General features: G+C 61.0%; 14 protein-coding genes and 1 tRNA gene. 6 read left to right on the plus strand and 9 right to left on the minus strand.

The window, feature by feature from the left end; genetic code table 11:
• A partial coding sequence (locus tag BGC09_RS18725) for a ribonucleotide reductase N-terminal alpha domain-containing protein (RefSeq protein WP_218104106.1) occupies positions 1 to 381 on the minus strand: 381 nt, incomplete at its 3' end.
• A 426-nt stretch (positions 382 to 807) separates the two neighbouring features.
• Between BGC09_RS18725 and BGC09_RS18730 the strand changes: the two genes are divergently transcribed.
• From BGC09_RS18730 to BGC09_RS18740, 3 genes are all read left to right on the plus strand, one after another.
• On the plus strand, positions 808 to 2,049 hold the full coding sequence (locus BGC09_RS18730; protein WP_069805748.1) for a competence/damage-inducible protein A: 1,242 nt from the start codon (positions 808 to 810) through the stop codon (positions 2,047 to 2,049).
• A gap of 261 nt (positions 2,050 to 2,310) precedes the next feature.
• Complete coding sequence (locus BGC09_RS18735) at positions 2,311 to 3,645, plus strand: Nramp family divalent metal transporter (protein WP_084659110.1); 1,335 nt, start codon at positions 2,311 to 2,313, stop codon at positions 3,643 to 3,645.
• 209 nt (positions 3,646 to 3,854) lie between these two features.
• Positions 3,855 to 4,916, plus strand: a complete 1,062-nt coding sequence (locus BGC09_RS18740) for a site-2 protease family protein (protein WP_069805749.1) — start codon at positions 3,855 to 3,857, stop codon at positions 4,914 to 4,916.
• Between the two features lie 85 nt (positions 4,917 to 5,001).
• Here the strand turns inward: BGC09_RS18740 and BGC09_RS18745 are convergent, their stop codons facing one another.
• From BGC09_RS18745 to BGC09_RS18780, 8 genes are all read right to left on the minus strand, one after another.
• Positions 5,002 to 5,214 carry a hypothetical protein gene (locus tag BGC09_RS18745; RefSeq protein ID WP_069805750.1) on the minus strand — a complete coding sequence of 71 codons (213 nt, stop codon included), beginning with the start codon at positions 5,212 to 5,214 and terminating at the stop codon, positions 5,002 to 5,004.
• Between the two features lie 232 nt (positions 5,215 to 5,446).
• Positions 5,447 to 6,382: an NAD(P)-dependent oxidoreductase gene (locus BGC09_RS18750; protein ID WP_069805751.1), complete on the minus strand. Its 936-nt coding sequence runs from the start codon at positions 6,380 to 6,382 to the stop codon at positions 5,447 to 5,449.
• 103 nt (positions 6,383 to 6,485) lie between these two features.
• Positions 6,486 to 8,513 (minus strand): acetyl/propionyl/methylcrotonyl-CoA carboxylase subunit alpha, encoded by a 2,028-nt coding sequence (locus tag BGC09_RS18755; RefSeq protein WP_069805752.1) that lies wholly within the window; start codon positions 8,511 to 8,513, stop codon positions 6,486 to 6,488.
• The gene (locus BGC09_RS18760) at positions 8,513 to 9,304 is read right to left on the minus strand and encodes an enoyl-CoA hydratase-related protein (protein WP_069805753.1); all 792 of its coding nucleotides are present in this window, start codon (positions 9,302 to 9,304) and stop codon (positions 8,513 to 8,515) included. The genes BGC09_RS18755 and BGC09_RS18760 overlap by 1 nt, the downstream gene beginning before the upstream one ends.
• Before the next feature lie 200 nt (positions 9,305 to 9,504).
• Positions 9,505 to 10,482, minus strand: a complete 978-nt coding sequence (gene corA, locus BGC09_RS18765) for a magnesium/cobalt transporter CorA (RefSeq protein WP_069805754.1) — start codon at positions 10,480 to 10,482, stop codon at positions 9,505 to 9,507.
• Between the two features lie 145 nt (positions 10,483 to 10,627).
• Positions 10,628 to 12,235: a carboxyl transferase domain-containing protein gene (locus BGC09_RS18770; protein WP_069805755.1), complete on the minus strand. Its 1,608-nt coding sequence runs from the start codon at positions 12,233 to 12,235 to the stop codon at positions 10,628 to 10,630.
• 189 nt (positions 12,236 to 12,424) lie between these two features.
• Complete coding sequence (locus tag BGC09_RS18775) at positions 12,425 to 12,877, minus strand: thioredoxin family protein (protein ID WP_069805756.1); 453 nt, start codon at positions 12,875 to 12,877, stop codon at positions 12,425 to 12,427.
• Positions 12,878 to 12,921: 44 nt separating this feature from the next.
• Complete coding sequence (locus BGC09_RS18780; protein WP_069805757.1) at positions 12,922 to 13,407, minus strand: DUF4395 domain-containing protein; 486 nt, start codon at positions 13,405 to 13,407, stop codon at positions 12,922 to 12,924.
• Positions 13,408 to 13,808: 401 nt separating this feature from the next.
• Between BGC09_RS18780 and BGC09_RS18785 the strand changes: the two genes are divergently transcribed.
• From BGC09_RS18785 to BGC09_RS18795, 3 genes are all read left to right on the plus strand, one after another.
• Positions 13,809 to 13,882: transfer RNA gene (locus BGC09_RS18785), tRNA-Gln, on the plus strand.
• A gap of 247 nt (positions 13,883 to 14,129) precedes the next feature.
• Entirely contained in the window at positions 14,130 to 15,599 is a 1,470-nt protein-coding gene (glmU, locus tag BGC09_RS18790) for a bifunctional UDP-N-acetylglucosamine diphosphorylase/glucosamine-1-phosphate N-acetyltransferase GlmU (protein WP_218104107.1), read from the plus strand.
• An 8-nt stretch (positions 15,600 to 15,607) separates the two neighbouring features.
• A complete protein-coding gene (locus BGC09_RS18795) occupies positions 15,608 to 17,098 on the plus strand; it encodes a hemolysin family protein (protein ID WP_069805759.1) in 1,491 nt (496 codons plus the stop codon).
• Positions 17,099 to 17,223: the final 125 nt, after the last annotated feature.

Here is a 17,223-nt window from a genome sequence, read left to right on the forward strand (position 1 = left end):
GGTCATGATCTTGAGGTTGTCAAGAATACCCTGGCGGCTGTCCTCCGGACTGGGAATGACGTAGCAGTTGTAAAAGGTCACCTGATGGCCGGAGCCAGCTCCCGCCAGAATGCGCCCACCAGGCACAAATTTAAAGTCACTCATCGCCTCATAGAAGCGCTTCTCCCAGTAGGCGCGCAGCTCCTCCGTCTTCTCTACCGCGGCAATTCCCCCCGCTACACGCGCCCACAGCTCTTCAGGATAGTGCTCCAGCGGCTGGCCGTTGGCATCCTTGAGCGAATAGCGATCAAGAAAGACTTTGAGGCGAATGCCTTCTAGCTGCGTTCGCTTCGGTGTATCACCAGGCGCTTTGGGAGTCTTCGACTCCTGCTGCTCTAACATGCTGCGTTACTCCTCTCGTAAATTACCGCTCGTCAGTCGCCGCCCGCTCCCACACCCACTACACCTACCACCCCACACGATCGCTAGACCGCTTGCCGCGGGGCCGGACGCACGACAAAGAAAGGGTAGGTAAGAAATAGGATTCACTTCTAGAAAACTTGTCCTGCAGGCAAGTTATCGGCTATGATTTCCCCGGTCGACCTTCCTCGGGACAGTATACTCGGAAACCTCCCCGATTACAAGCCTTTACCCACAAGATATTGAGATTTTCTCATTCTCAAGCACAACATATTGAGAGATGTTGAGACGTGGTATGATAAGGGGAGTAGCAGGTCAGTCAGCCAGCCTGGGCCAGCCTGGGAAACTCCCCGGTTGACTGAGCGGACCGGACCACGTAATGCTTGTTCTGGAGGATTTGACAGCGTCATGCGGGCAGAGATTATTTCCTGTGGCACCGAGCTGCTGCTTGGTCAGATCACCGATACCAATGCCACCTACCTGGCGCAAAGCCTGAGTGGGCTAGGGATCGATCTCTATTTTGTCTCCCAGGTCGGGGATAACCTGGAGCGCATCGTTGAGACGCTGCGCCGCGCCTGGGAGCGCTCTGAATTGATTATCATGACTGGCGGTCTTGGACCCACCGAGGACGATCTGACGCGCGAGGCGATCAGCACGCTGTTGGGTGAGCGCATGCAGGTTGACCCAGGTCTGGAGGCCGAGCTGCGTGCCTGGTTTGCTGCCCGCGGCGTTCAGATGCCCGAGCGCAATGTCAAGCAGGCCACACTCATTCCTTCGGCACGCCCGCTGCCGAATCCTTTAGGAACAGCGCCCGGCTGGTGGGTCGAGCAGGCAGGGCGCATCATTGTCGCCATGCCAGGGGTACCACGCGAGATGTATCGGATGTGGGAGGCCGAGGTGATCCCCCGCCTGAGTCCCTATACTGGGGGTCTGATCTTCACACGCATTCTGCGCGTCATCGGCCTGGGAGAGTCGACGGTTGAGCAGCGCCTGGAGCCTTTCATTCACGCGAGCAATCCGACGGTAGCCACCTACGCTAAGAGCGATGCCGTAGATGTGCGCGTGACTGCCAAGGCGGCCAGCCGTGAGGAGGCCAAGCGCTTGGTTAGCGAAACTGAGGCACGCATTCGCGAGGTGCTTGGCGACTACATCTTCGGGGTCGACAAGGAGACGCTCCCGAGCGTGGTCGGCGCCATGCTGGCCCAACGCGGTCAGACGCTGGCAGTGATGGAGAGCTTTACCGGGGGACTGCTCTCCAGCCTGATCACAGATATACCTGGCAGCTCGCGCTATTTCCGCGGCGGGCTGGTAGCCTACAGTCGCGCTGTCGCTCAGGAGATGGGTCTCTCCTCCGAGCCAGTCGAGCGGGCCGGCCTGGTCAGCGAAGAGACAGCCCGCGCTATGGCCCAGCTCGCCCGCCAGCGTCTGGCCGCCGACTACGGTATTGGCATCACCGGCGTAGCCGGCCCAGAGCCGCTCGAGCAGCAACCTGCAGGTACCCTGTTTCTGGCTATTGCCGGACCAACCGGCGTGGTGACTTCCAGCGGCAGCGGCTGGCGCGGCAACCGCGAGGACCAGAAGTACCGCTCCGCTCTCGCCGCCCTGAATCTGCTCCGCCTCCATCTGTTGGGCATTAAGAAGGCGCAGTAGTAGCGCCCCCGGCTGGATGGCTCGTCATCCTGGTACTCGTCAGCCGCTGCTCAGTTTGGGCTGTTCGCCCCTTGCCAGAAGACCAGCCCGAGTGCTATCATTACCACGCCCTGCACGTGCGCTCAGAGCATGATAGGCTGCAGGCCAGTTCCAGCGTGCTGGCGCAGGCCGCGAGCGCTGCAGGGAGCATTCTTCACGACTCCCTCCGGCTTGGGGCCAAGATAAACGGCACCTTGCTAGCTGAATTGATGCTGGTGCGCTATGGAGAGATCTGGCCAGAAGACAACGGAGCTGCAGAGAAAGGACCGCGCCGCCCGCAAGAAACCGGCGCGGTCCCGTTTTCCTTTTCGTCTGAGCCGCTCATCGCCGCTGATCCGATTGCTGGCAGTGCTCGGTCCAGGTCTGATCGCCGCCAATGCGGGCAATGACGCTGGAGGTATTGCTACCTATTCGGCTGCCGGGGCTAACTATGGCTACAACCTGCTGTGGGCCCTCTTCATCAGCAGCTTTTTTGTGGCGGTGCTTCAGGAGATGTGCGCTCGCATGGGCGCGGTGACCGGCAAGGGACTGGCCGATTTGATCCGCGAGGAGTTCGGGGTGCGCTGGACAGCGCTCGCCATGCTGGCGCTGCTGATTGCAAACACGGGGATTACGGTCTCGGAGTTTCTCGGCATCGGCGCCAGCGTGCAGGTGCTGGCTCAGGACGTGCATACGCCCTGGATCTACGTGACTGTGCCAGTCTGTGGGCTGGCGCTCTGGTGGCTGGTGATTAAAGGTTCCTATCGGCGTGTGGAGAAGGTCTTTATTGCAATGTCCCTCGGTTTCCTCTCCTACATCCCCGCCGCCTTCGTCGCTCATCCCGATTGGGGAGCCATCGCTCACCAAAGCGTCCTTCCCACTTTCCAGCTGGATAGCGACTATCTGCTGACAGCGGCGGCCCTGGTGGGTACCACCATCAGCCCCTATATGCTCTTTTATGTGCAGTCCGCTGTTGCTGACAAGGGCATCCATGCTGGCGAGTACATCTATGAGCAGATCGACGTCTATAGCGGGACGCTCTTCGCGACGATTATTTCTTTCTTTATCGTTGTCGCTACAGGAGCGACGCTTTTCGTCTCCCATCACCCGGCAAGCACGGCGCTGGACGCAGCCTTCGCGCTGCGCAGCCTGGCCGGCCCCTATGCCTCGCTCCTCTTCAGCATTGGTCTCTTTGGTGCTTCGCTGCTGGCTGCAGCCGTCCTGCCTCTCTCAACAGCGTACGCGATCTGCGAAGCCTTCGGCTTTGAGCGCAGCCTCTCGCGCAGCTTCCGTGAGGCACCTGTCTTCCAGGGCCTTTTTACAGCCTTGATCGTGCTCGGGGTCCTGGTGACGCTGATTCCCGGATTGCCTATCTTCCAGGTGCTGATTGTGCTCCAGGATATCAATACGGCCATGCTGCCGATTATCCTGGTCTTCATTATTCTGCTGGTCAACAATCGTCGCCTGATGGGCAAACATAAGAATTCGCTGCTGTTCAATATCTTCGGCTGGGCCACCGTCCTGTTCGTCTCTATTCTGACCCTGATCCTGCTGGCCGTCAATCTCTTGCACCTCTGAGATCTGGGCCGGGCATGAGAAGCAAGACCGCTGCTCTCTTCTCTCGCTGCCAGCCCTCTCATGCACCTGACCTGACTGACCGTCCCGCTGTGCGCTCCTTCCTCGTCTCCCAGATCGCTGATTCTCTGGCAAACAAGCTTTTTTGGCCGACGTGTGCTAGAATAGTATTACATTAGTGCGGCAAGAAAAGGAGGAGAGAGGCCAGAAGCATGGAGCGAGATCCAGGCCATGCCTATAGCTACACAGCCCAGGGCGATCGCAACGAGCCGGCTGCCTCGCTCGAAGGGACCGTTGACTATACTCATCCCGACTTCTACCGCCTCTCACCTGGCTGGCACTCCGGACCCACTCCTGCTGCAGCAGCAGGTCAGGCAGAGCTGCAACCGTATCGTGGCCCACAGGATGTGGCACGCTATACCTCTGACGCGGCTCATCATGGCCAGGGCGAGGACACTTTAGCCGGAACAACACAACAAGGTTCGTCCACGACGAGCATCAAGGGGAAAAAGGGATTGGCTGGCCTGGGCGGCAGCCTGGCGGCACTGCTGGCTCTGCTCCTGAAGTTTCAATGGCTCGGCTGGCTGCTGAAATTCGGCTGGGCAGGCATCTCAGCGCTCGTTTCGCTGGCGTTCTACGCCATGATCTTCGGCTGGGCCTTCGGCCTGGGAATCGTGGTGCTGCTCTTCGTACATGAGCTAGGACATGCTATCGTCATTAAGGCCAAAGGCATCCCTCTGGGGGGCATGATCTTCATTCCTTTGCTGGGAGCCGCGGTGCTGATGAAACGCCATCCGCAGAGTGCCCGCGACGATGCTGAGATTGGCATCGCTGGCCCGCTGGCCGGCGCGCTCGGTTCTGCTGTCTGTCTGTTGCTGGCCTGGTTCCACCCGGCGGGCGTCTGGGCACCTCTCGCCTACTTTGGCTTCTTTATCAACCTGTTGAATTTGATCCCAGCCCCGATGCTCGATGGCGGGCGCATTATAGGAGCAATCGATCGCCGCCTCTGCCTGGTCGGGCTGTTGCTCTTGCTGGCTTACCAGATCTGGCTCTGGATCAATGGCGACTTCTCACCCTGGCTGTTCTTCTTGCTGGCCATCGGCGCCGCCGCCCTCTGGACGCAGCGTACCGAAGATGCCTTCCGCCCGCGCCATTACTATGATGTCCCCCTGCGCTTTCGCATCGCCATAGCAGTGGCCTATTTCGGGCTGATTATCCTGCTCTCGCTAGCTATGTCGCTCGCGCGCAGCCTGATCATCCCCTATAGCCTCTAATCTGTCCTTCGTTCCTCTCTCCCTCTCTCCTTTCTCTACTATCCACTACTCTCCCTCCGCTCTGCCAGGCGAAAATGGGGTTCACTCAGGACTTCGAAGGACGCGGTGGCAGAGGGCGGGCGTTCTTCGAGCCTGTGGGAACAGAAATGTCAGCCGCCCCCAGGCTGGTGACGAGGGAGAAGGACGGGCGCAGGCAGGCATCACCGCTGCGGCGGGTCCTCGATTGTTGCTCTTTCTTGAGCCGGCGCTCCAGGGCTACGATCTTCTCGCTGGCCTGTTCGTGAGAAAGCTGCTCCATTGTGGTTCCTCCTTTTTTCTGTTCTATTCCGCCTGGTCATCGGGCCTGCGCCTGGCTCCTGGAGCACCGGCAGCAGATCGCGATGGAACAGGCCGCGTGCAACAACCATTTTATTCGAAGCGACCCCAGCCCTCTGTTCTCTCCAGTCCAGGCTGGCTGTAAGCCTTCGCGGCTGGCCGTCCTTTGCACCGGGGTGCTCCGTGCTCGCCCTGGACGGCCTGGCGGGCGCCCATTATTTTGATGGTCCTTGCTCCTGGTTGGCAGCTACGTGGCTACGCACTTCCACGCCAGCCAGTCGCTCTAAGACCTTGAGCAAAGCGGTATAGTCCTGGCGGCCATAGCCCTCGGCGCGGGCCATCTCATAAAGCTGGCGAGTCAGCCCTGCCAATGGCAGAGGCGTCTGATACTGCGCCCCCAGCTCCAGAGCAAGATTGAGATCCTTCTGCAAGAGATCGGTCATGAAACCAGGTTGGAAGCTCCCGGTAAAGGCGCGCATGGGAAATTGATTGGCCAGCTGCCAGTTGGCACCGGTGCTGACATTGATAATGCTCGCCATCAGCTCCACATCGGCACCGGCCTTGACTCCCAGCACAAGGGCCTCGGCGGTGGCCGCCGCAATAACGCCGGCCAGGAGATTGTTGACGAGTTTGACGACTTCACCAGACCCCGAGGGGCCGACATAGAAGATGCGCTCGGCCTTGCCCATCGCTTCGAGCAACGGACGGACTCGCTCGAAGATGGCCCGCTCGCCCCCAACCATAATGGCCAGCGTGCCAGCAATCGCTCCCTGCGAGCCTCCGCTCACCGGCGCATCCAGGAAATAGACCTCGTGCTCGGCAGCGAGCTGGGCCAGACGGCGGCTTGTTGCCGGTGCAATGGTGCTCATATCGATGATGATCAGGCCCTCTCGTGCTCCCTCTAGAATGCCATCGGGACCAGCGACCAGCTGCTCGACATCCTGTGAGGTGGGAACCATCGTGATGACGACTTCGACCCCAGCGGCCAGCTCGCGCGGCGATGGGACCAGTCTGGCCCCTGCCTGGAGCACTTCCTGAACGCCAGGCTTCTCAGGATGACGCGCATAGACCGCGACTTCATGCCCGGCCTTGAGCAGATTGAGCGTCATCGGACGTCCCATTGTCCCGATCCCAATGAAGCCGACCTTCATCTTAGATATCACGTCCTTTCTGCACCGATCGATACAGCTCTGGCTTCGCCCCCTGGTAGTCTCTCCCCCATTCTCCTACGTTCCACATGGCACTCATCTCACCTCATTCTTCTGGCGTCGTCGCTAGGGCCGCCTCGCTCTGGCCCATTTCTACCTCGACGACGACAGCCCCTCCCTGGACAACGTCACCCTCACGATAATGGATGCGTCGGACGACGCCATCGTAGGGAGCAGTGATGACGTGCTCCATCTTCATGGCACTCAGAATGACCAGGACCTGACGCTGCTTGACAGCCTCGCCCTCGCTGACCTGGACTTTGACAATGGTGCCGGCCATCGGAGCCGTTAGACTCTGGCCGCCGCGCTGGCCACTTCCCCGCAGGCTGCTCTCAATAGCCGGTGGCTGAGGCCGCTGCAGGCGATAGAGCCGTCCCCGCAGCATGACCTGCGTCTCTCCGGCCAGTCGTAAGAACGGGACACGCTCCCGGCGCACCCCATACTGCAGACAGAGCGCCCCATCCGGCGTCAGCTGCGGCAGTACTTCCTCCGGCTCGCCTCCGTCAATCTGGACCCGCCAGCTGCCACCGCCGCCAGGCAGACGCTCAAGACAAGCCTGATGCTCTTCTCCCTCGTAGGAGTAGCGCAGCAGTCGCCCCACATCGCTCAGGCGCCAGGGACCAAGCCGCCGCCAGGGATTGCGCTCACCTCGCTCTTCGTTCACCACCTCAGCCAGAGCAGCTGCTTTCAAAGCTAAGGGCAATGCCTCCCGCTCTCGCAAGGCGCCTGGTTCAAGCAGCCCCTGCTCCTCCAAAAAGCTGGTAAAGGTCAGGCCCTCGCGGAAGGCCGCGTTCTCAGTAATGGCGTGCAGCAAAGCGCTGTTGGTCTTGACCCCGAAGACCGCCAGCTCCTCCAGCAAGGTGCGCATACGTGCGATGCTGGCGGCACGATCCTCCCCATAGGTGATCAGCTTGGCCAACATCGGGTCATAGAATTGACTGACGTCAGAGCCGCTTTCGACGCCGCTATCAATGCGCATACCAGGCCGCAGCGGCCCGAAAAAGCGGACGACTGTACCTGTGGAGGGGAGAAAATGCTGCTCGGGATCTTCCGCATAGAGACGCATTTCAAGGGCATGGCCCCGCGCTACTAGCTCCTCCTGGCGCAGGTGCAACGGCTCGCCGGCGGCAATCAGAATCTGCTGACGCACCAGGTCGAGGCCCATCACCAGCTCAGTGACCGGGTGCTCAACCTGCAGACGGGTATTCATCTCTAGAAAATAGAAGCGCTGATCGCGGTCGAGCAGAAACTCCATCGTCCCGGCGTTGACATAGCCCGCCGCACGGGCAATGCGTACAGCCGCTTCACCCATGCGGGCGCGCAGAGCCGGCGTCAGGGCTGGCGAGGGACTTTCCTCAACGATCTTCTGATGGCGGCGCTGGATCGAACATTCGCGCTCGCCCAGATGGAGAACCTGACCGTGAGTATCGGCCAGCACCTGGAACTCAATGTGACGAGGCTGCTCTAGCAAGCGCTCCAGGAAGACTGTGCCATCGCCAAAAGCGGCCAGCGCCTCGCGCTGCGCCCCCTCTAGCTGGGCCGGGAAGTCCTCCAGCGAGCGCACCACGCGCATTCCCTTGCCTCCGCCTCCGGCTGCCGCCTTGATCAAGAGCGGCACCCCGATGCGCTCCGCTTCCTGCAGCAGACGCTGCGGGTCCTGCTGGGAACCATCATAGCCCGGCACAGTCGGTACCCCGACCTGCTGCGCCACCTGGCGCGCGGCAATTTTCGAGCCCATGAGGCGCATGGCCGCAGCAGGAGGACCAATGAAGACCAGGCCGGCCTCCTGACAGGCCTCGGCGAAGGCCGGATTCTCCGAGAGGAAGCCATAGCCGGGATGAATCGCTTCGGCCCCAGCCTGGCGGGCCGCCGCAATGATGGCCTCGATGCGCAGGTAGCTCTCACTGGCAGGCGCAGGGCCGATCGGATAGGCTTCGTCAGCCTCATAGACGTGCGGCGCCTGGCGATCGGCCTCTGAGTAGACAGCGACGGTACGAATGCCCATTGCCCGACAGGTGGCCATGATGCGGCGCGCGATCTCTCCTCGATTGGCGATTAAGATCTTCTTGAACATCAGCTGACCACCCAGCTGGCTTTGCGCTTCTCCAGGAAGGCACGCAGACCCTCCTGTCCCTCGGGACTCGCCCGCAGCCCGGCAATCAGATTGGCGGTATAGTCACGCGCCGCCTCGCCACTCAGCCCCCCAAGCTGCAGGGCCAAAGCCTTGCAGGCCCGTAAGGCCCGCGGCCCTCCACGCAGCAGATTGTGCAGGGCCTGCTCTACCGCCGCATCCAGCTCCTGAGCAGCCACGACCACATGCACCAGCCCCACCTCGCGCGCCCGCGCCGCCGTAAACTGCTCTCCCGTCACAAAGAGCGCCCGCGCCTGACCCTCTCCTATCTTGCGCACCACATAGGGAGCAATCACCGCCGGAGCGATGCCCAGGCGCACCTCGCTAAAAGCAAAACGCGCCGTCTCGACCGCGATCACCAGATCGCAGGCCGCAATCAGCCCCAGGCCGCCGCCCATCGCCGTCCCATTGACGCGGGCCACCACCGGACAGGGGAACGTATTGATCGCCTCAAAGAGGTCAGCTAAGCGCAAAGCCTCAGCCACATTCTCCTCACGGCTCAAATTCACCGCCTGCTGCATCATCCTGATATCAGCCCCGGCGCTAAAAGAGGCACCCGCACCGGTCAGGACAACAGCATGCAGCTGCTCATCGTCGCGCAAAGCAGAGAAGGCGGCGCGTAGTTCTTCAATCAACTGTGCATTAAAAGCATTGTGGACCTCGGGGCGCTGCAGCGTCACCGTCGCGACCCGGTCCTGAAAGCTGCGTTCAACACTGAGTAGGGTGTACTCCATTGTGACTATCCCTGACAAGAACTCAGCTGCCCATCAGGCAGGCACCACTCCCGGCGGCCCGCCCGCCAGCACCCGGCCCCCAAGAGCAGGGAGCCTATAGCCGCCGCAGCTTCTCATTTGCTCATTGCTTTTTATTATACCATCCTCTTGCCAACGTACAGCCTGGATTTCTCGTGTTGACCAGGCCCGCCCCCCTCGCCCTAGAGCCAGCGCAGGCGCCGGAAGATCAGCAGCAGGAGCAGTGAGATCGCGGCCATCACAGCCAGAGCCGCCGCATAGCCATAGGTCCAATGCAACTCGGGCATATACTCGAAGTTCATGCCCCAGATACCCGCCAGCAAGGCGTCGACCATCAAAACAATCGAGGCCGCCGTCAGCGTGCGCATCGTCTTATTAAGGTCGTTGGAGACGATCGAGAGGTTCGCATCCATTGTCGAACTCAGCTGATCGCGGTAGAGATCAACGGTATCAGCGACGCGCATAATGTGGTCGTAGACATCGCGGAAATAGAGCAAGGCATGCTCATTGAAGAGGGGATTATCGCGATTCGTCAGCACATTAAGCACATCGCGCTCGGGGCCAGCAATGCGGCGCAGCGTCAGAAAGCGCTTCTTGAGGGCCAGCAGATCCTGAGTAAAGGAGCGCTGACGCAGCTCGCCGCTGAAGAGGCGATCCTCCAGGTCCTCAGCCTGCTCGACCATAGCATCCAGCACCGGGAAGTACTGGTCGACGATCGTGTCGAGAAGGGAATAGAGCAGGACAATCACCCCACCCTCCAGCTGGCGCACATTGCGCGTCCAGCGCTGCTCGGTCTCCTCCAGCTCGGGAATAGGCTCACTATGCACCGTGATCAGATAGCGCTCGCCCAGAAAGATCGACAGCTCACAGACCCGCAGGCGCTCTGTCGATGGCTCCGCCTGGATCGTATAAAAGACGATCAGGTAGAAGCTATCATACTCCTCGATTTTGGGACGCTGATGCTTATGACCGGCATCTTCCACCGCCAGCGGATGCAGATGGAAGGCTTCCCCCACGCGCTGCAACTCCTCTGGACCTGGATTGAAAAGATCCAGCCAGAGCACAGTCTGCGGCTCGGCCAGGGCCTGCTGGGCCTCGGCCAGGGAAGCAACGCGCTGAAAGCAATGCTCCTGGGAATTGCAACGCAGCGCCTTCAACATTAGCGTGGGCTACTCCTTCCTCTCAAGCAGGAGAACTGCCAGCCAGTCTATCCACCTGCCAGCAGGCAAGGGCGATCCCCACTCTGCCAGCGAGGCATATCTGGCTCGTCCGGCCCTCACGACGGATCTCTCTGTCCTGCGACGGCTACATGCGGAAGACCCCGAAAGGTGTCTCAGGCATGGGCGCATTGAGCGAGGCCGCGATCCCCAGAGCCAGCACTGTGCGCGTCTCGCAGGGGTCGATGATGCCATCGTCCCACAGGCGAGCCGTGCTATAGTACGGGTTGCCCTCGCGCTCATACTTCTCCAGAATTGGCCGCTTAAAGGCCGCCTCCTCTTCCTCCGTCATCGTCTCCCCGCGCGCCGTCAGATTCTCCTTGCGGATCGTCGCCAGCACGCTGGCAGCCTGCTCACCACCCATCACTGAGATGCGGGCATTGGGCCACATCCAGAGCTGGCGTGGGGCATAGGCGCGCCCGCACATCGCATAATTGCCCGCCCCGAAGGAGCCACCGATAATCACCGTAAAGCGAGGAACCGGTGCATTGGCCACCGCCATCACCATCTTCGCCCCATCCTTAGCGATGCCGCCGCTCTCGTACTGACGCCCCACCATAAAGCCAGTGATATTCTGCAAAAAGATCAGCGGGATCTGGCGCTGGGCACACAGCTCAATAAAATGGGTCGCCTTGAGGGCGCTCTCCGAGAAGAGCACCCCATTATTGGCGATAATGCCCACAGGATAGCCCATGAGGCGAGCAAAACCACAGACAATCGTCGTCCCGTACAGCTCCTTGAACTCATGGAAGCGGCTACCATCCACCAGGCGAGCGATCACCTCGCGCACATCATAGCTCTTGCGATAATCGCGCGGCACAATGCCATAGATCTCCTCGGGATCGTAGCGCGGCGGCTCCGGCTCAGTGATCTCCCAGGGAATGGACTTGCGCCGCTGCAGATTGGCCACGATGCTGCGGCAGATCGCCAGGGCATGCTCATCGTTAAGGGCGTAGTGATCGGCCACCCCCGAGATGCGACAATGGACATCGGCCCCACCCAGCTCCTCAGCACTCACCTCCTCGCCAGTTGCCGCCTTCACCAGCGGTGGCCCCCCGAGAAAAATGGTCCCCGTGCCGCGCACAATGATAGTCTCATCGCTCATCGCCGGCACATAGGCGCCGCCCGCGGTGCACGACCCCATCACCACGGCAATCTGCGGAATGCGCTGGCTCGACATGCGCGCCTGATTGTAGAAGATGCGCCCAAAATGGTCGCGATCGGGAAAAACTTCGGCCTGCAGGGGCAAAAAAGCCCCGCCCGAGTCGACCAGATAGATACAGGGGAGACGATTCTGTTCGGCAATCTCCTGGGCCCGCAAATGCTTCTTCACCGTCATCGGGTAGTAGGTCCCGCCTTTGACGGTGGCATCGTTGGCAATAATCATGCACTCCTGGCCCTCAACAACCCCAATACCAGTCACAATGCCCGCCGAGGGCGCCTCGTTATCGTACATATCCCAGGCAGCCAGTGGACTCAGCTCCAAAAAAGGGGTGTCGGGGTCACAGAGCAAACGAATGCGCTCACGCACAAGCAGCTTATTACGCTTACGATGGCGAGCCACGGCATCGGCGCCTCCGCCCTGCTGCACCTGCTGCAGACGCTCCTTCAGCTCGGTCACAAGCTGACGGAAATAACGCGCATTTTCCTGAAATTCAGGACTGCTGCGGTCAACATGCGTTTCAAGGACTCGCATGGGCGTTCGCCCTCTTCCTCTCTGAAGAAATCACTGCCATTGTGACATGAGGCGCTCCTCTTCGTCAAGATCTTCCTCGGCAAAGGCCACTCCCCATAAAAGCGGAGATCCCCCTCGAGCCGCCCCAAGACCAGCGCAGAGAGAAGAGAGCCAACAAAGGCCAGAGGCGCCGTCAGACGCGCTCTTCGCTCAGCATTGTTGCTGCGCCAGCACGCTATCGATCTGGGCCAGCAGTCGCCCCGCCGGGGCAAAGCCATAGTTGACGGCCTGGGCCTTGCCCTGACCATCGAGCACAACCGTGGTCGGCAGCGTCAGGACGCGATAGCGAGCCGTCAATTGCGGCTCCGTCGGCGCATCCACTTCGATCACCCTGACCAGCGCGCCACGGGCCGCCTGGACCTGGCGTAGCGCCGGCTTCTGTAAGCGATGGCACTGCTGACACTCGGCGCTGCTGAAGAGCAAAATGCGCACCGGCCCGCTTGCCTCCCCCGCTTCATCCTGGCGGTCGGCAGCCAGGACCGGCGCCGCCAGAGCTGCCCGGCGCTGCCGTTCGACAAAGCGCCGCCCGAGCAGAATGAAGCTCCATAGGAGGACGGCCAGCAGAAGCAGTAAGGCCGCCCGCCAGAGCATCACGTTCAGCATCACCCAGCTCTTCCTTCCCTTCCTTCCACTCTACCAGCTTGCCCCTATCTCACACCACGCCAGTGGAAGCCCCCTTCATAGCGCACGCGGGGAACCAGGCCGATCTTTCCCAGGTAATAATAGACCAGGCAGCCAGCACAGAAGCCAACCGTCAGATTGACAAAGGAGAGCACAAAGACCAGCAGGTCTAGCGCCCAACCGGCCAGCGTCGCAGACGTCAGCAGAAGCAGGAGCCCGGCGACCAGCAGGAGCGTGGCCCCTACTCCCTGAGCGAAGCGATGCGGGGCTGGATCATCCTCGACCAGGCGCGGCTTCAACAGGCCGCTCGCTACCAACACATGCCGATAGAAGAGCGCAAACGGCCCAGCCGCCGGCCAGAGGGCACTCCAGGCCAGGAGCAGGCCGGTGATCAGCACCAGCGGCGGCCAGCTCAATAGGAAGGCCAGAGCCGTTAGCACCACCACACTGCCCTGCGAGAACTTCGCCAGGCGGCTATCAACGCGCAAATCGGTTGCGGAAACGGCTTCCACAGTAGTTCCTCCTCCAGTTCAGATCAGGCTGATTGGCGCTCGCCTCGACCAGCGACGCTGAGCACCCCTCGAATAGAGCCTTCACCTGAATGAATGATAACATAGTGTATCTATTTAGTAAACAACCACAGCGTGGCCCGCCATATTCCCTGCCAGGCAGCAGACCACAGCGACGGTTAGCTCCCCTATCCCCTCTTGACAGGGCTGCCAAGAAAAGGTATCCTGTTCTCGGACAGCTAGAGACAAGGTGTCGCGTCTCGGCTTTGCACTATCGCCAGAGCGTGCAACAGCGGCAAAGCGAGCAGTCAGTCAGCCAGGGTCAATAAGCAGGCTCTGGCCAGCTTGCTTGCCTGCCTGCCCTTCTTCCTGGCGAGATGTGACGAGAGAGCCTGTCACCACCTTCGGGTGTGGCCAAGCGGTAAGGCAGCGGACTTTGGATCCGCGATCCCAGGTTCGAATCCTGGCACCCGAACCACTTTTCGCCTGCTCGCCGCGCCGCTGGCGAGAGCAGGGACTGGTCTCTCATGACCAGGTAGAAGCGTTGAACGATGTTCTCTGTCGTGCTTGCACTGGCAGCAAGCAAGAAAAAGGGGGAATTTATTTCTTTCCCGCGCCTGAGCAGCAAGGGCAAGCGACCTTGCCAGCTCAGCGCAGCTTAGCCCGGCGGTCCGTGGCGCAGGGGCACGAGCCGCTGAGGAGACAGCCATGAAACAAGAGGTTCTGTGAATTCAACAATGAAGACCTATGCGACCGTGGTCCTTGCAGCGGGCAAGGGCACGCGGATGCGTTCAGCCATTCCCAAGGTGCTCCATCCGCTGGCCGGGCTGCCGATGTTAGGCCATGTGCTCAATGCCGTGGAAACCATCCCTCTTACCTCTGCCTTTGCTCCACTGGCAGCCACCATCACCGCCCACCGCCCCATTGTCGTCGTCGGCTGCGAGGCCGCCCAGGTCCAGGCCGCCTTTGGTGAGCGCTGCTACTATGCCCTGCAGGCCGAGCAACTCGGTACCGGCCACGCCGTTCTGGCCGCCCGCGAGGCCGTCGATGCCCTGTCTCCTCCTCCTGAGACGGTGCTCGTCTGCTATGGCGATACCCCGCTCATCAGCGCCGAGATGCTGGCCCGCGTCGTGGCTCACCACGTGGAGAGTCAGGCCACCATCACTTTCTTGACAGCCACCACCGAGCAGCCCTCGGATTTTGGGCGCGTGGTCCGCGATGCCTCGGGCGCCGTTGTGGAGATCGTCGAGGTCAAGCGTGCCACTGAAGAGCAGAAGCGCATTAAAGAGGTGAACTCGGGCGTCTACTGCTTCGAGCGTCGCTGGCTCTGGGAGACCCTGCCCCGCCTCGCACGCAATCCTTTCAGCGGCGAGTACTACCTCACCGATCTGGTGGCCATTGCGCGCTCACAAGGGCGCACCGTTGCGACGGTGACCGGCGCCCTGGAGGAGACGGTAGGTGTGAACGATCGCGTGCAGCTGGCGGCGGCAGAGCAAATCTTGCGGCGCCGCATCCTGGAGCGCCATATGTACGCGGGCGTGACGATCGTCGATCCTGCGGCTACCTACATCGACGCCGAGGTCTCCATCGGACCCGATACGGTCATCTTGCCCGGCACCATGATTACTGGCCGAACGCAAATCGGCTCCGGCTGCCGCATCGGCCCTGGAACCACCATCGAGTCGTCGATCATCGGGAACCGCTGTATCATTCGGAATTCAGCTCTCGAAGAGGCTATTCTCGAAGACGATGTACGGATCGGCCCCTTCAGCCACTGTCGCCCCGGCGCTCATCTGGCTCGTGGTGTGCGCATGGGCAACTTTGGCGAGGTGAAGAACTCGTATATCGGTGCGGAAACCGACATGCATCACTTCAGCTATATCGGTGATGCCACTGTCGGGGCCCATGTCAACATTGGTGCGGGTACAGTCACTTCCAACTATAACGGGATCACACGCCAGAAGTACCGTACGGTCATCGAGGACGGGGCCTTCATTGGCTGCGATACGATCATCGTGCCGCCCGTGACCATCGGTGAGGGAGCCATGACGGGCGCCAACGCAGTGGTGAACCGCGACGTGCCTCCCCATGCGCTGGTGGTTGGTGTGCCCGCCCGTCTGCTGCGCATGCTCGATCCCGCGGCAGCAGCAGCAGAACAGGCCTCCTCAGACGCGGAAGGAGGCAAAAAGGAGTAACTACAACTATGGACGCCGATGGCATACCCCTTGTCAGGATCGCCACCGCTCTCAGCCTCTCTCTCCCCCAGCTCGACGGTGTGGCCTGGCTGCAGCTGATCATCTTGGTCATTGCGCTGGTCCTGTGCGCCACCGCCTCCGCCGCCGAAACCGCGCTGACTTCGGTCAGCCGCATCAAGCTGAAAAACCTCGTCGAGGAGGGTGATCCCCAGGCCGCTGAGCTGGAGCGCCTGCTGGCCCACCCGAACACGTTCCTCTCGACGATCCTGGTGGTCAACAGCATCGCGGTGATCGTGGCCTCCAGTATGGCCACGGTCCTGGCCTTGCGCTTCTCAACCACCTGGGGCGAGCTGATCGCAACTGTGCTCATCTCGCTGATCGTCCTGATCTTCTGTGAGATTACACCGAAAACTGCTGCTGTGCAAAACCCTCTGCGCTGGGCGCGCGCCCTCAGTGGCTTCGTGCGCTTGGCCGCCTGGCTGCTGCGACCGCTCGTCTGGTTGCTGGGGGTCATCACCTCCTCCCTCGCCAGTCTGCTCGGTGGTGAGCTGAAGCATGCTGGCCCCTTTGTGACAGAGGAGGAGCTGCGTCTGCTGGTCTCGGTCGGTGAGCAGGAGGGCGTGCTCGAAGAGGAGGAGAAGGAGATGATCCATAGCATCTTCGAGTTCGCCGATACGCCAGTGCGCGAGGTGATGGTGCCCCGCATCGACATGATTACTCTGGAGGCCGATACGACCGTCGATCAGGCTGTCGATGTGGCTCTGCAGGGCGGCCTCTCTCGTATCCCTGTCTACGAGGGCTCTCTTGATAATATTCTGGGCATTCTCTATACCAAGGATCTGCTGAAGGAGCTGCGCCAGGGTCATCATACGCGCCTGGTGCGCGAGCTGGTGCGCCCGGCCTACTTTGTGCCGGAAACAAAGAAGCTCGACGATCTGCTGCGCGAGATCCGCCAGCGGCGCACCCATATGGCCATCGTGGTCGATGAGTATGGCTCGGTCGCCGGCCTGGTCACGATTGAGGATCTGATGGAGGAGATCGTCGGCGATATTAAGGATGAGTACGACCGCGAGGAGAACCTGTACGAGCGCATGAGCGATACGGAGTATATCGTCGACGCCAAGATGAATATCGACGACTTCAATGAGCTGATGGGAACAAAGCTTGATAACGAGGACTATGAGACGCTTGGCGGCTTCCTCTACGCTCAGCTCGACAAGATCCCGGTGGCCGGTGATACGATTACCTATGGGGATTTGAATCTGACGGTGCTGGCAACCCGCGGACGGCGCATTACGAAGGTGCGAGTGCTGCGCCTGAGCAACACCGACGCTGCGGAGTCGGAGGCGGCCCCTGTCGATCAGCCGAGGCTGCCGGCTCCTTCGTCTTCGACCTCAACGCCCGCGCCGGCTAGCCCCGAGAAGCATCGGGCGCCCGCTCCAGCCCGGCAGGCAATGGCTCAATCCCCCGTTATGCGGGAGGCCACTAACCTCTCCTGATCCAGGCCGCTGATCATGAGACCAGGACGGGCGGCCTGGCCAGAGATGGGCCGCCTCCCTTTGTGAAGTGAGCGGAGTCCACACTCCACGCTGGAGAAAGGAGCAAGCGGCTCCTTGAGTCCCGC

The organism is Thermogemmatispora onikobensis (assembly GCF_001748285.1).
In the GTDB taxonomy this organism is placed as follows: Bacteria; Chloroflexota; Ktedonobacteria; order Ktedonobacterales; family Ktedonobacteraceae; genus Thermogemmatispora; species Thermogemmatispora onikobensis.